13 protein-coding genes are annotated in these 12,809 nt (G+C 72.6%); 7 read left to right on the top strand and 6 right to left on the bottom strand.

What is annotated here, in order from left to right:
- Positions 1 to 5: 5 nt before the first annotated feature.
- From ACFYV5_RS10490 to ACFYV5_RS10475, 4 genes are all read right to left on the bottom strand, one after another.
- The gene (locus ACFYV5_RS10490; RefSeq protein ID WP_389166769.1) at positions 6 to 1,331 is read right to left on the bottom strand and encodes an acyl-CoA dehydrogenase family protein; all 1,326 of its coding nucleotides are present in this window, start codon (positions 1,329 to 1,331) and stop codon (positions 6 to 8) included.
- Between the two features lie 134 nt (positions 1,332 to 1,465).
- Complete coding sequence (locus ACFYV5_RS10485) at positions 1,466 to 1,924, bottom strand: RrF2 family transcriptional regulator (protein ID WP_389166766.1); 459 nt, start codon at positions 1,922 to 1,924, stop codon at positions 1,466 to 1,468.
- A 58-nt stretch (positions 1,925 to 1,982) separates the two neighbouring features.
- The gene (locus ACFYV5_RS10480) at positions 1,983 to 2,441 is read right to left on the bottom strand and encodes a hypothetical protein (RefSeq protein WP_355114402.1); all 459 of its coding nucleotides are present in this window, start codon (positions 2,439 to 2,441) and stop codon (positions 1,983 to 1,985) included.
- Between the two features lie 119 nt (positions 2,442 to 2,560).
- On the bottom strand, positions 2,561 to 3,598 hold the full coding sequence (locus ACFYV5_RS10475) for an NAD-dependent epimerase/dehydratase family protein (protein ID WP_389166762.1): 1,038 nt from the start codon (positions 3,596 to 3,598) through the stop codon (positions 2,561 to 2,563).
- Positions 3,599 to 3,686: 88 nt separating this feature from the next.
- Between ACFYV5_RS10475 and ACFYV5_RS10470 the strand changes: the two genes are divergently transcribed.
- From ACFYV5_RS10470 to ACFYV5_RS10460, 3 genes are all read left to right on the top strand, one after another.
- The gene (locus tag ACFYV5_RS10470; protein ID WP_389166759.1) at positions 3,687 to 3,980 is read left to right on the top strand and encodes a DUF5133 domain-containing protein; all 294 of its coding nucleotides are present in this window, start codon (positions 3,687 to 3,689) and stop codon (positions 3,978 to 3,980) included.
- An 82-nt stretch (positions 3,981 to 4,062) separates the two neighbouring features.
- The gene (locus ACFYV5_RS10465; RefSeq protein ID WP_389166756.1) at positions 4,063 to 4,422 is read left to right on the top strand and encodes an STAS domain-containing protein; all 360 of its coding nucleotides are present in this window, start codon (positions 4,063 to 4,065) and stop codon (positions 4,420 to 4,422) included.
- A gap of 21 nt (positions 4,423 to 4,443) precedes the next feature.
- Entirely contained in the window at positions 4,444 to 4,899 is a 456-nt protein-coding gene (locus ACFYV5_RS10460; protein ID WP_389166753.1) for an ATP-binding protein, read from the top strand.
- 218 nt (positions 4,900 to 5,117) lie between these two features.
- Here ACFYV5_RS10460 and ACFYV5_RS10455 read toward each other — a convergent pair whose 3' ends face one another.
- Entirely contained in the window at positions 5,118 to 6,008 is an 891-nt protein-coding gene (locus ACFYV5_RS10455) for a SigB/SigF/SigG family RNA polymerase sigma factor (protein WP_355114408.1), read from the bottom strand.
- Between the two features lie 134 nt (positions 6,009 to 6,142).
- Here ACFYV5_RS10455 and ACFYV5_RS10450 point away from each other — a divergent pair, with 134 nt between their 5' ends.
- Positions 6,143 to 6,586 (top strand): ATP-binding protein, encoded by a 444-nt coding sequence (locus ACFYV5_RS10450; RefSeq protein ID WP_355114410.1) that lies wholly within the window; start codon positions 6,143 to 6,145, stop codon positions 6,584 to 6,586.
- Between the two features lie 101 nt (positions 6,587 to 6,687).
- On the top strand, positions 6,688 to 9,666 hold the full coding sequence (locus ACFYV5_RS10445) for a HAMP domain-containing protein (protein WP_355114411.1): 2,979 nt from the start codon (positions 6,688 to 6,690) through the stop codon (positions 9,664 to 9,666).
- 12 nt (positions 9,667 to 9,678) lie between these two features.
- Here ACFYV5_RS10445 and ACFYV5_RS10440 read toward each other — a convergent pair whose 3' ends face one another.
- Positions 9,679 to 11,994, bottom strand: coding sequence for a SpoIIE family protein phosphatase (locus tag ACFYV5_RS10440; RefSeq protein ID WP_389166747.1), 2,316 nt, complete (start codon positions 11,992 to 11,994; stop codon positions 9,679 to 9,681).
- Between the two features lie 151 nt (positions 11,995 to 12,145).
- On the opposite strand from ACFYV5_RS10440, the gene ACFYV5_RS10435 reads away from it, so the two are divergent.
- Positions 12,146 to 12,463 (top strand): DUF3040 domain-containing protein, encoded by a 318-nt coding sequence (locus tag ACFYV5_RS10435; protein WP_355114414.1) that lies wholly within the window; start codon positions 12,146 to 12,148, stop codon positions 12,461 to 12,463.
- Between the two features lie 17 nt (positions 12,464 to 12,480).
- Entirely contained in the window at positions 12,481 to 12,804 is a 324-nt protein-coding gene (locus ACFYV5_RS10430; protein ID WP_355114416.1) for a plasmid stabilization protein, read from the top strand.
- The last annotated feature ends 5 nt before the right edge of the window (positions 12,805 to 12,809 follow it).

Genomic DNA, 12,809 nt, shown 5'->3' with positions numbered 1-12,809 from the left:
GCGGCTCACGCCCGCAGCGTGAGCCGCGGATGGGTCCCGTGGAGGTAGTGGTCGCCGATGTCGCGGAGCCGGTGGGCCGGGGACGACTGGGCCGTGAGGGTGCGCGCGTTGCGCCAGAAGCGGTCGAAACCCGGCCCGCCGTCCGTGCTGGGGGCGGCCTGTACGGTGTCGACGAGTTCGAGGATCCGCGTGGTGATCCGGACCGCCGCTCCACCGGTCACGGCCTCGGCCGCGGCGACCAGCACGGCGATGTCGGCGCGCTCCTCGGCCCCGAGCGCCTGTTCCGCGAGCAGTCCGCGCGCCAGGGCGTCCGTCGCCCGCTCGACGACCGCCGCGGCGGCGTGCGCCGCCGTGGCCAACTCCCCGTAGACCAGCGGGAGGTACGGATCCTCCCCACAGCCCATCGGGTACGCCTCCGTGTCCGCGGCGGTGCGCGGGTCGGCGGGCGGCGGTACGGCCTGGGCGGCGCGGCTGACGTCCCGGGCCTCCGCGAGCGCTCCCTCCGCGATGCCGAGGACGACGTGGACCAGGAGCAGCCGCAGGGCGAGCGGGGCCAGCGCCGTGAAGGGGGCCACGGCGTGCTCGTCGCGGGGGAGCGCGCCCAGGACGTCCCGGGCGGCCACCCGCACCTGGTCGAAGGTCACCGTTCCCGCGCCCGCGAGGCGTTGGCCGAGCCGGTCGGTCCCGGCGTCGGTGAACACCGCGTGATGGGCGGGGTCCACCAGCACGACGAGGAGCTCACCGGTCCCGGTACACCGTGCCCCCACGACCAGGCGGTCCGCGACGGTGACGCCGGAGGCGAAGGAGCGGCGCCCCTCGAGGACGTAACCGCCGTCGGCGGGGATGAGGGTGAGCCCCGGTTCGCCGCCGTCCGTACGGGAGGGTTCGACGCCACCCGCGAGCAGCCACCGCTCCTGCGCCGTGCGGTCCTCGAAGGCCGCCGGAGCGCCCGGCGCCTCGCCGCCCCGCGAGAAGAAGCGGGCGGTCCAGGACAACCCGTAGTGGTGGGCGAGGAGTTCGCCGATCGAGCCGTCCGCCGCGGAGATCTCGCGGATCACTGCGCAGGCGGCCTTCCAGTCGGCGCCGCGGCGGCTCACCCCCGGTGGGGTGAGCAGAGCGGGCAGTCCGGCTTCCCGCAGCCTGGCCACCTCGTCGAAGGGTGCCTTGCCGGCCCGGTCCCTGGCCGGCGCGTCGGCCGCGAGGTCGTCGGCGAGTTCCCGGGTGACACGGTCCCAGAGCTCGTCGTCCGCGGGGCGGTCGGCGGGGCGGTCGACGGGGCGGTCGGACGGTCCGGAGGTGGGCCGTATCGCTGACTTCTTCGGCGTTCTCACGTCACCTCACATGATCCCTGATATCCCCACTGGAATGGTAGGGATAGTGGCAGAGGTCGGCCCGGGCCCCAAGAGGCGCTCACATCATGGACAGAAGGATCTTGCTTCGCGAGACGGCGTGGCGAGATGCGCGGTCAGGGATTGGTCCATGCCTCCGGGTCCTCCGCCAGCGCGGAGATCCCCGGCGGCAGCTTCGCCGCGGCCACGTCCGCGAGGGACACCCCGTCGAGCACCGCGCGCACGTTCGCCCGCAGCGCGATCCACAGCGTGAGCAGCGACTCGGCCGGGCCGGTGTACGAGAGCTCCGGAGGCCGCACCCCGCGCACCGACACCAGCGGACCGTCCACGCACCTGATCACATCCGCGACGGAGATCGAATCGGCCGGCCTGGCCAGCCAATACCCACCGTTGCCGCCCCGCTGGCTCAGCACCAGACCGCCCCGGCGCATGTCGCCGAGAATCCCCTCCAGGAACTTGTGGGAGATCCCCTGGTCCTCCGCGATCGCCTCCGCCTTCACCGGGCCCGCGTCCTGGGCGGCGGCGAGCTGAAGCGCGGCTCGCACCGCGTAGTCCGCCCTGGCTGAGATGCGCATGGTCCGCATTATTCCGCACGGCGGTGACCGGATTCGTGCGCCCCGGAGCGCCGGAGCGTCACGCGTACGGCGGGTCCCAGTCCTTCTTGATCTCGAAACGGTAGTCCCGCCGGTCGAGCACCCGGCCCTCCGCGTCCGCCAGCGCGGCATAGACGTCGTAGACCCCGCGCGCCCGCGGGCCGCTCGGGACGCGATCCGGCGGGAGCTCCAGTTCGTACGGCCCGCCGTGCCGGAAGTCCCCGAGCATCACCTCGCGCCCGCCGAGTTCCACGCCGTTCCTCGTCCGTACGTCGATCACCTTCAGACCGGTCACCGACGGGCCGTCCACCCGGAAACTGACCACGGCGCGGAACTCCGCGCCCTCCTTCACCGTGAAGGGGCCCGACGCCGCCTCCGTCGGAGGCACGGCCATGGAGATGTCGCCCGGGCCGGAGAACCGGAGCGCCAGTCCGAGCAGCCGGACGATACGGCCTTCCTGGAGCGGAACGGCCGCCGCCGGATCGGCGAGGGAAACCATGGTGTGCTCGTCCTTCGGTGCGGGGCCTCACGGATGAAGCCGGGGTACGACGCAGCGCGGCTACCCGATTCGCTCCCGCCCATGCGGGCGGTGCGGCGGGCGTCGGGGCCGCCGTGCCGTCAGCCGACGCGGCGCCCGGCGAGGGGGGCCGTCGCGTCCCCGCGGCCCGCGCGGACCCCCCGCAGAAAGGCGCCGAAAGCCTCCAGGGAGGTGGCGGTCGGCGTCCAGTCGAGCTCCCTGCGGGCGCGATCCGTGGAGAGCAGCGGCAGGCGCAGCACGGCGTCGAAGAGGTCGGGGGAGGCGGGGACCACGCGCATCTTCCAGCCGGTCGCGAGCAGGCCCCGTACCGCCCCGCTCGGCACCTTCACCGGCCGGGCGTCCAGGAGCGAGGCGAGGGTCGGCATGTCGATCACCGGGTCCGCCGCCAGGTTGAAGGCGCCGCGCACGTCCCGTACGAGCGCCCGGAGGTAGGCATCGGCCGCGTCGTCCGTGTGCAGGGCCTGGAAGCGGAGTCCGTCCGGTCCGGGGAGGAGCGGCAGCAGGTCGGGGCGGACCAGTCCGCCCGGCAGGAAGCGGCCCGCGAAGATCCGGCGCTGCTCACTGGCCGACTCCTCCTTGAACAGGAAGCTGGGCCGCATCCGCACCACCCGGGTCGTCGGATGGTCGCGCTCGAAGGTGTCCAGAACCCGTTCCAGATACGCCTTCTCGCGGGTGTAGGCGGCGCCCGGCCAGCCGTGTGTCGGCCAGGACTCCGAGACGGCCGCGCCGCTCGCGGGGCCCGGTGAGTAGGCCCCGACCGACGAGGCGCACACCAGCACGGGCACCCGGGCCGCCGCCACCGCGTCGAAGACCCGCAGCGAGCCCAGGACGTTGGCCCGCCAGGTCTCGACCGGGTCGTGGGTCGGCTGGAAGCGCCAGGCCAGATGGACGACCGCGTCGGCGTCCTCGATGTACTGCGCGAGCCGCGGTTCGTCGCCCTCCAGCGACAGGTCCACCTCGGCCCACTCGGTCTTCGACAGCGTCAACGCGGGTCTGCGGCGGGCGAGTCCGAGGACGGAGGAGACCCGCTCCTCCCGCTCCAGAGCCCGGACCAGGCTCGTACCGACATTGCCCGTGGCGCCCGTGACGACCACCTTCAGTCCCTCGCTCGCCTTCATGCATCGACCTTCCGTCATCCGCGGCGGACCCGCACGCCGAACCCGAGCCGTTACGGAGTGTGTCCGCGCGGGTCGCGCGGGTGACGAGGTGACCCGAATATGGAGCGACGAAGCGAAGGGGGTGCGCCAGGAGGACATGATGCTGCTGCCCGACCGAAACACGATCGACCGACTCCTGCGGTACTACCGGGCCCAGGAAAGGGCGGTCCTGGCCAGGCCGTCCGACCTGGCGATCCGCAGGCGCTTCGAGGACACCGCGTACACGCTGTGCGTGCTGATGGGGGAGCGGACGGCGCGTGAGGCGGTCCACGCCGCCGAACGGTACGTGGGGAAGGCGCACCCCGCGCCCCGGCAGGCCCTCGAAGGCATGCCCGGCTCCTGACGAAGGAAGGCCATTTTCCCGAGTATCTGGGGCATTAGGGGTATACGCCCCTGTACGAAGGCGGAGGGAGGCGGGTGACCCGATGGCGTCGGAGCGGTTCACCGTCACGGCGGCGCCCGGGCCGCGGCCCGGAGTCGTGGTGCTGTCCCTCGCGGGGGAGCTCGACCACGACACCGCGGACGCGCTGCGCGCCTCGCTGGAGGAACGGAACGGTGCCGTACGCATCCTCGTCGACTGCGAGGGGCTGCGGTTCTGCGACTCGACCGGCCTGAACGTCCTGCTGCGGGCCCGCCTCCACGCGCTGGAGGCGGGCGGCCGTCTGGAGCTGGCCGGACTGCGACCGCCGGTGGCCCGGATGTTCGAGATCACCGGGGCGCGGACGGTGTTCCGGGTGTACGAGAACGTGTCGGAGGCGCTCGAGGACCGACGGGCGAGCGGTTAGGCGGCGAGGGCGGAGGGAGCCGTGGGCGAGAGAGCTGGGGAGGAAGGGCAGGTCCGGCGGCTCGTGCTGTTCGGGACCAAGGGCGTGGTGATGCGTTGCCGCGACTTCACCGCCGAGGCGCTCGCCGACTGGGGCTGGATCCCGGCCGAGAACGACGACGCCCGGGAGCGGGTCGACGACGTGCTGCTCCTGGTCTCCGAGGTGGTCACCAACGCGTGCCTGCACGCCGGAGGGCCCCAGGAACTGGTGCTGCGCCACGGCGACGGGCGCCTGCGCGTGGAGGTCTCGGATGCGAACCCGGAGCCGCCGAGACGGCGACAGCCCCGGGCCCCGTCACTTCCGGGGGGCCACGGGCTGATGGTTTTGGACCGGCTGGCGGGCGACTGGGGATCGGAGCCCCGCGCCCGCGGCAAGGTCGTCTGGCTCGAGGTCGAACGCCCGTCCCACCCCCCGTGGCACCGCGACGCCCTTCCCTGACCCGGGTGCGCCCCGGCGGATACCACGGGCCCGCACCGTCCGCCCGGCACGCGGCGGGGCCCGGACCCGTACGCCCGGGCCCAGCGGGCGGCAGCCCGGCCCCCACGCGCTCCGTCGGCACCCGGCGCCTCCGCCGGCACCCGCCCGCCTAGGTCGTCCCTTTTCCTCCGGCCGGGACCCCCGCCCGGCCGTCCGGCTGGGCGGGGGTCCCTGGTCGGTCAGGCCGCGGGGGTCCGGTGCGGGGTGTCGTCGTCCTCGAGCAGGCCGGTCCTGAGTTCGTCCAGGATCCGCGCCAGCAGGCGCGAGATGTGCATCTGGGAGAGGCCGAGGCGCTCACCGATCTGCGCCTGGGTCAGTTCCTCGCCGAAGCGCAGCGCGAGGATCGTGCGGTCCCGCGCGTCGAGCCCGGCGATCAGCGGCTTCAGCGACTCCAGCGAGTCGATCAGCTCGAACGCCCGCTCCTCCTCGCCGAGACGCCTGGCGCCCGCGGTGAGGGTCGACTCGTCGTCGCCGGCCGGCGTGTCGAGCGAGCGGGCGACATAGCCGTTCGACGCCTGTTCGCCCTCCGCCACACTCTCCTCGTCCATGTGGAGGTACGCGGCCAGCTCGGCCCGGCTCGGGCGCCGGCCGTGATGCTGCTCCAGGGTGTCGACGGCCTTCGCCAGCTCGATGCGCAGCTCCTGAAGCCGTCGCGGCACCTGGACGGACCAACTGGTGTCCCGGAAGAAGCGCTTCATCTCGCCCACGATGGTGGGCAGTGCGAACGCCGAGAACTCGACGTCCCGGCCGACCTCGAACCGGTCGATCGCCTTGATCAGGCCGATCGTGCCCACCTGGATGATGTCCTCCGTGGGCTCGGCCCGGTTCCGGAACCGGCGGGCCGCGAACTTCACGAGGCTGAGGTTCAGCTCTATCAGCGTGTTCCGTACGTACGCGTGCTCGGGCGTGCCCTCCTCGAGGCCTTCCAGGCGGGTGAAGAGCGCCGTGGACAGCGTCTGGGCGTCTGTCGTGCTCACCTCGGTGGGCCGGTCTATCTCGGGCAGACCGGCCAGCGCACGGTGGCGTACGGCGGCGGGTTCCGTGGGTGTCGGCTTGCGATCGGTGAACATGAGGACTCCCTCGACGGGGTGGTGTGGCCCTGCGCTGCCGAACGGGGGCGGCGGAGGTCCGTCGTTCGAGCATCCTGAGAGAGACATTCCCTTCAAAGGGGATTTGACACGAAATATCCGGTAAGACGCGTGCCATGACGACGACAACGGCACGCCGGTTCGCACTGGGTGACGGCCCCGGTGTGGTGGGTGAGTGCCGCGACCTCACGCGCCAGGCGCTCCGTGAGTGGTTCGGCCCGGTCGGCGGGGCGGACGAGATCTTCGTCGAGGACGTCCTGCTCCTGGTCTCGGAGGTCGTCACCAACGCGTACAAGCACGGTGGCGCCCCGTACGAACTCCGCCTCGGCCGCTCCGGCGGCCGGGTGTGGGTGCAGGTCAGCGACACCAGTCCGGCCCGTCCGCACCCGCACGGCCCCCACGTCCCGAGCCGGTCCTCGGGGCACGGTCTCTATCTGCTCGAACGCCTCTCCGCGGCGTGGGGCTGGCTCCGGCGCGGTGAGGGCAAGGCCGTCTGGTTCGAGGTGGAGATGGCCCCGGCCCCCTCGGCAGACGCTGCCGCTCGCCCGGGTCGTGCCTAGAGTGGAGGAGCGGGGCGGGGGCTGTCACGGGCGCACAGCTCGCATCCGTGACGGGACCCGGTCCGCCGTCCCTGCCGTATAGGTGCCGCGCGAGGTCCGTGATGGAGAGTTCCCCCCGAGCGCCCGCGTCCGAGCCGCGCCCGCCCTCCGAGCAGGTGGACGAGGACGGCCTGGGAAGACTTCTGAACGGGCTCACCGCCGTACGCGACGGTGATCTCTCCGTGCGTCTTCCGGACTCCACCGGCGGAGTCCTCGGCGAGATCGCGGCCGTCTACAACGACATGGTCGACCAGCTGTCGCTCGTGACCTCCGAGGTCACCCGCGTCGCCAGCGAGGTCGGCGGGCAGGGGCTGCTCGGCGGGCGGGCCCGACAGCCGCGGGTGAGCGGTGTGTGGCGCGAGCTGACCTCCGGCGTGAACACCATGGCCGACAATCTGACCTCCCAGGTCAGATCCATCGCCCAGGTCGCGACCGCCGTCGCCCGCGGCGACCTCACGCGGAAGATCCGGGTCGACGCGCAGGGCGAGATCCTGGAGCTGAAGGAGACCATCAACACGATGGTGGACCGGCTGTCCTCCTTCGCCGAGGAGGTCACCAGGGTCGCCCGCGAGGTCGGTACGGAGGGCAAACTGGGCGGTCAGGCCACGGTCCACGGTGTCTCCGGCACCTGGAAGGACCTCACCGACAACGTCAACTCCATGGCGGACAACCTCACCAACCAGGTGCGCAACATCGCCCAGGTGACCACGTCCGTCGCCCAGGGCGATCTGACCAGCCGGATCGACGTGTCCGCGCGCGGCGAGATCCTGGAGCTCAAGACCACCATCAACACCATGGTCGACCAGCTCTCCTCCTTCGCCGCCGAGGTCACCCGTGTGGCCCGCGAGGTCGGTACGGAGGGCAAGCTCGGCGGCCAGGCCGAGGTCGAAGGCGTCTCCGGCACCTGGAAGCGGCTCACCGAGAACGTCAACGAGCTGGCCGGCAACCTGACCCGGCAGGTCCGCGCCATCGCCGAGGTCACCAGCGCCGTCGCCGAGGGCGACCTCACCCGCTCGATCACCGCCGACGCCCCCGGCGAGGTCGGCGAGCTGCGGGACAACATCAACGCCATGGTCGAGTCGCTGCGGGCCACCACCCGGGCCAACGAGGAGAAGGACTGGCTCAAGACCAACATCGCCCGGATCGCCCGCCTCATGCAGAGCGCCCGGACCCTGGACGAGGTCGCCGAACTGATCATGACCGAGGTGCCGCCCCTGGTCTCCGCGCAGTACGGCGCCTTCTTCGTCGCCCGGCACGACGGGCAGGGCACCGAACTCGTCGTCACCGCGGCCTATGCGAGCCCGGACGACCCCGACGCCCCGCCCCGCCGCTTCCGCCTCGGCCAGTCGCTGGTCGGACAGGCGGCCCGCGACCGGCGCGTCCTCGTCGTCGACCGGGTCCCCGCCGCGTACGCCACCATCGCCTCCGCGACCGGCTCCGACGAACCCGGCATGCTGATCATCCTGCCGATCGTGGTCGAGGACCAGGTGCTCGGCGCCGTGGAACTCGCCTCGCTGCAGCCGTTCTCCGCGATCCACCGGGACTTCCTGGAACAGTTCGTGGACACCGCGGGAGCCGTCGTCCGCTCGCTCGTCGCCAACCTCCGTACCGACGAGCTGCTCGGCCAGTCCCGGCGGCTCACCGACGAACTGCGCTCGCGCTCCAAGGAGTTGCAGGCCCGGCAGCAGGAACTGCAGCGCTCGAACGCCGAACTGAAGGAGAAGGCGGCGCTGCTCGCCGAACGCAACAAGGACATCGAGTCGAAGAACCTCGTCATCGAACAGGCCCGCCAGGAGCTGGAGGCGCGCGCCCAGCAGCTGTCCCGCACCTCCATGTACAAGTCCGAGTTCCTGGCCAACATGAGCCATGAGCTGCGCACCCCGCTCAACAGCCTGCTGATCCTCGCCCGGCTGCTCGCCCAGAACCCGGCGGGGAACCTGACGGAGAAGCAGGTCGACTACGCCGAGGTCATCCACTCGGCCGGCTCCGACCTGCTCCAGCTGATCAACGACATCCTGGACCTGTCCAAGGTCGAGGCGGGCAAGATGGAGATCCGCGCCGAACGCTTCCCGCTCCACCAGCTCCTGGAGTATCTGGAGGCGACCTTCGGACCGGTGGCGGACGAGCGCGGGCTGACCTTCTCGGTCACGGTCTCCTCGGACGTGCCCGAGGAACTGACCACCGATGAGTCGCGGCTTCGGCAGATCCTGCGCAACCTGCTGTCCAACGCGCTGAAGTTCACCGACGAGGGCGGCGTGGAGCTGACGATCGAGTACGCCGGCCCCGACGAACCCCCGCCCGGGCTGCGCGACAGCGGACCGGTGCTCGCCTTCCACGTCAACGACAGCGGGGTCGGGATCCCCGCCGAGCGCCTGGAGGGCATCTTCGGCGCCTTCCAGCAGGGCGACGGCACCACGGCCCGCCGCTACGGAGGCACCGGACTCGGGCTCTCCATCAGCCGCGAGGTCGCCGGCCTCCTGGGCGGCGCCATCGACGTCCGCTCCACACCCGGACAGGGCAGCCGGTTCACCTTCTACCTGCCCGCCCCCCGTACGGCTCCGCCCGGCGCGCCCACCGGAGCCGGGGCGGCGGCCGCCGACGCGGACACCGGCACCGGCGGGCGGAGCGAGCCCGGCACCGGCGGACACGACCCCCGCACGGCGGGCCGCACCGTCCTCGTGGTCGACGACGACGTACGCAACGTCTACGCCCTCACCGAAGTGCTGGAAGGCCACGGCGTCCGGGTGCTCCAGGCCGACAGCGGCCGTGCCGGTCTGGACCTGCTCGAGTCCCACGACGAGATAGAACTCGTCCTGATGGACGTCATGATGGCCGGCCTGGACGGATACGCCGCCACCGAAGCCATCCGCAAGCTGCCCGGCCGCGCGGAGCTGCCGGTCATCGCCGTCACCGCCAAGGCCATGCCCGGCGACCGGGCACGGGCCCTGGCCGCCGGGGCCAGCGACTACGTGGCGAAGCCCGTCGACGCGGACGGCCTGATGGCCAAGGTCCGGCACTGGCTGTCCACGTCGTCCCCGTGATGCCGGGCCGCGTCACTGGACCAGTACCGCGACGATGCTCGTGTCGTCGTCCGTGTCGCCGGTCGCCGCGCCCAGCAGCCGCTCCACCTGCTGATCCGGAGGCAGACCACTGAGCTGCTCCGCCGTCGTGGCGAGCTGCGCCAGCCCGTGGTCGAGACCGTCGTGGCGCCGTTCGACCAGCCCGTCCGTGTAGAGCAGCAGCGTGTCGCCGGGGCGCAGCGCGGTACGGCGCTCCTGATACGCGTACGAGGGCACCGCCCCCAACAGGACGTCGTGCGGGGGTTCGAGGAGCCGTGCCACGCCGTCGCGCAGGAGCAGCAGTGGCAGGTGCCCGGCGCTCGACCAGACGAGGCTGCGGTCCTCGGGGTCGTACAGCGCGCACACCGCGGTCGCCGTCGGGTGTCCGCTGGTCCGCAGTGTCATCTCGTTGAGCCACTCCATCAGCCGCCGCGGGGAGTCGCCGGTGCACGCCAGGCCGCGCTGGGCATTGCGCAGCGCCACCATGCCGGTGACCGAGTCGATGCCGTGCCCCGCCACGTCCCCGACCGCCATGAGGACCTTGCCGCTCGGCAGCGGCTGGACGTCGTACCAGTCCCCGCCCACCCGGTACTCCTCGGCCGCCGGCCGGTACCGGGCCGCCACGACCAGACCGGGCAGGTCCTGCAGGTCGGGAACCTCGGGCACGATCGCCTGCTGCAGCTGCAGGGCCAGCTGGTGCCTGAGCTCGGCCTGCGTCCGTACGGCGGTGAGCTGGTCGAACGTCGCGGTCAGCGCGGCCTCGGTCCGCCGGCTCGCCGACACGTCCTGGTACACCCCCGCCACACCGATGACCGACCCTCCGTCCAGGAGCGGCTCCGCCGCCACCCGGACATGGCGCACGATCCGGTCGCCGAGCACGAGGCGCAACACCGTCTGCGAGCCCGTGCGCCGCTCCACCAGCGTCCTGAGCAGCTCCGTCAGGGCCTCACCATCCTCCGGGTGCACGAGCCCCCGGAGCCCCAGCAGCGGCACGGGAGGTTCGTCACGGGCCCTGCCGAAGAGGGCGTAGGCCTGCTCCGACCACACCGTGTCGCCGCCCGTCAGGCTGTCCTGGAAGAGGGCCACGCTCTGCAGCCGGGACACGGCACGCTCCGAGGCGAGCCCCGTATCGGTGGTGCCGTGCCAGAGCACCACGGCGCGCTCCGCCCCGGCCGGCAGGACGCGCACGTCGAGGAGCGGCGCCGGCTCCCCGGGACCGGTGTCCGCGGACGCGGGCAGCCGGGCCACCCGCTGGGTGCGCGCGGTCCGCTGGGCGCGGCGTACGAGATGGGCCAGATCGGCGTGGATCTGGGGGAGTACGAAGGACAGGGCCCGGTTCTCGGCGGGTGGCGCGCCGCCGAGCGCCGCCACGGCGAACTCGTTGAGGTGCTCGACGGTCGGCTGCGCGGTGGTCGGGGCGACCTTCAGCAGCATCGCGGGATGGACGAGGGCGTCCAGGACGTCCACCAGGACCGGCGTGACCGGCGGGGGCGCGTCGGCCGCGTCAAGAACGGTTCCGGCCACCTCCGTCAGGCCCACCAGGGCCCTGCGCAGCCCGTCGTCGAACGTGACCGGCCCCGGCCACGCGATCAGGGCCAGACCCACCGTCGTACCGCGCAGGCGCAGGGGGAGCAGCGCCCGCGCCGCGTGAGGCCCGGGCCCCGGCAGGACCTCGCCGTCCTCGGGGCCGGACTCCAGCCAGACGGCCGTGCCGTCGGAGAGCACGGAGCGGAACGCGGCCGGGGCGGCCGGGGGGATCCAACGCCAGGCGGCGGCCTCCGCGGCCCCGGCGCCGGCGTGTCCGGCAAGGCGCAGACATCCCGGCGCGTCGCAGCGCCACAGCCAGAGGCTCTGCGCGCCGAGAGGGGCGAGGCCGCCCTCCAGGAGCTCCTGTGCGGCCTCGCCGACGGTGTCCATGGTCTCGGCCGCCGCGGCCGCGCGCCGGGCGCGCCGCTCGTCGGGGGTGCTGAACACGACGGGCGGAGCCGCGGACCGGTCCGGCGCGGAGACGAGGGACGTGGCTCCGGACCCGGGGGCTCCCGAGGGGGCCGCCCGCGTCCCACCGGCCGTGAGGCCGGCGACGCCGTTCACGATGTCGGCGGCGAGATCCTCGACGCCGAGGCCTGTCGCGTGGGAGAGGGAGTCCAGGTGCTCCGCCGCATCGGCCGGGGACGCGTTCAGCTGGGCCGCGAGAACGCCCGTGGCCAGGTCGATGAGATGCCGACGGGTGAATTCCGCCCGTAGCCGCCTGTTCTCGGCCGCGAGGCCGGGGGTGCCGGGCTCCGGAGCTTCCGCCGCAGACGTCGTCACGACTCCTCCGTCCCTCCACCGTGTGGTTGTCCGGAATGATCGCGTCCGTTCTGGATTCTACCGGTCCGCCACGCCCGGGTGTCTGAACGCGCTCCTCCGGGGTACCCGCACCGGCGGAACGGATCCGGCGTCCACACGGGAGGTGTCGGTGATGGACGAGGCCCGTCTCTCGCAGCGTGAACAGCGCATCCTGGCCGAGATCGAGGAGGCGCTGCGCGAGGACGTAGCCCTGGAGCGCGGACTGCGCACCATGCGACGTGGGGGAGGGCGCCGCTTCACCGTGGGCGGCCACCGCGCGGCGCTGGGCGTCGCGCTGCTCGGAGCGCTGACCCTCGGACTGCTGGTCCTCGCGGTGACCACCGGGAGACCCGGCCTGATCTGGGCCTTCGCGGCGGTCTGGGTGGTGACGCTGAGCTGCCTGCTGCGCCTGGTCATCCGCTGGTCCCGGAACCTCGACACGAAACCCTGACAGGAGAGGAGCGCGTCATGCCTCGCGGATCGAGCCCCAAGCGGGAACGACAGTACGAGCACATCAAGGAGAGCGCGAAGGACCGAGGAGAGAGCGAGAAGCGGGCCAAGGAGATCGCGTCACGGACCGTCAACAAGGAACGCGCCCGCTCCGGTGAGTCGAAGACCGCGAGCAAGAGCTCCACGGAGGACATGTCGTCCTCCGAGCGCGGTGGGAAGCGATCGCACAGCGGCTCCCAGGGCCAGACGTACGACCAGCTGTACGCCGAGGCGAAGCGGCGAGACATCCACGGCCGTTCGTCCATGGACAAGGCGCAGCTGAAGCGGGCCCTCGGCAGCTGAGCGGC

The organism is Streptomyces sp. NPDC003035 (genome assembly GCF_042888285.1).
GTDB lineage: Bacteria > Actinomycetota > Actinomycetes > Streptomycetales > Streptomycetaceae > Streptomyces.
Note: the sequence above shows the minus strand (reverse complement) of the source record. Positions and strands in the feature narration are given on the sequence as shown.

Bases quoted from the DNA above. Each gene is read 5' to 3' on its own strand.
- ACFYV5_RS10485 (WP_389166766.1), bottom strand. From the start codon at position 1,924: ATGCGCATCTCAGCCAGGGCGGACTACGCGGTGCGAGCCGCGCTTCAG.
- ACFYV5_RS10480 (WP_355114402.1), bottom strand. From the start codon at position 2,441: ATGGTTTCCCTCGCCGATCCGGCGGCGGCCGTTCCGCTCCAGGAAGGC.
- ACFYV5_RS10475 (WP_389166762.1), bottom strand. From the start codon at position 3,598: ATGAAGGCGAGCGAGGGACTGAAGGTGGTCGTCACGGGCGCCACGGGC.
- ACFYV5_RS10465 (WP_389166756.1), top strand. From the start codon at position 4,063: ATGGCGTCGGAGCGGTTCACCGTCACGGCGGCGCCCGGGCCGCGGCCC.
- ACFYV5_RS10455 (WP_355114408.1), bottom strand. From the start codon at position 6,008: ATGTTCACCGATCGCAAGCCGACACCCACGGAACCCGCCGCCGTACGC.
- ACFYV5_RS10450 (WP_355114410.1), top strand. From the start codon at position 6,143: ATGACGACGACAACGGCACGCCGGTTCGCACTGGGTGACGGCCCCGGT.
- ACFYV5_RS10445 (WP_355114411.1), top strand. From the start codon at position 6,688: ATGGAGAGTTCCCCCCGAGCGCCCGCGTCCGAGCCGCGCCCGCCCTCC.
- ACFYV5_RS10435 (WP_355114414.1), top strand. From the start codon at position 12,146: ATGGACGAGGCCCGTCTCTCGCAGCGTGAACAGCGCATCCTGGCCGAG.
- ACFYV5_RS10430 (WP_355114416.1), top strand. From the start codon at position 12,481: ATGCCTCGCGGATCGAGCCCCAAGCGGGAACGACAGTACGAGCACATC.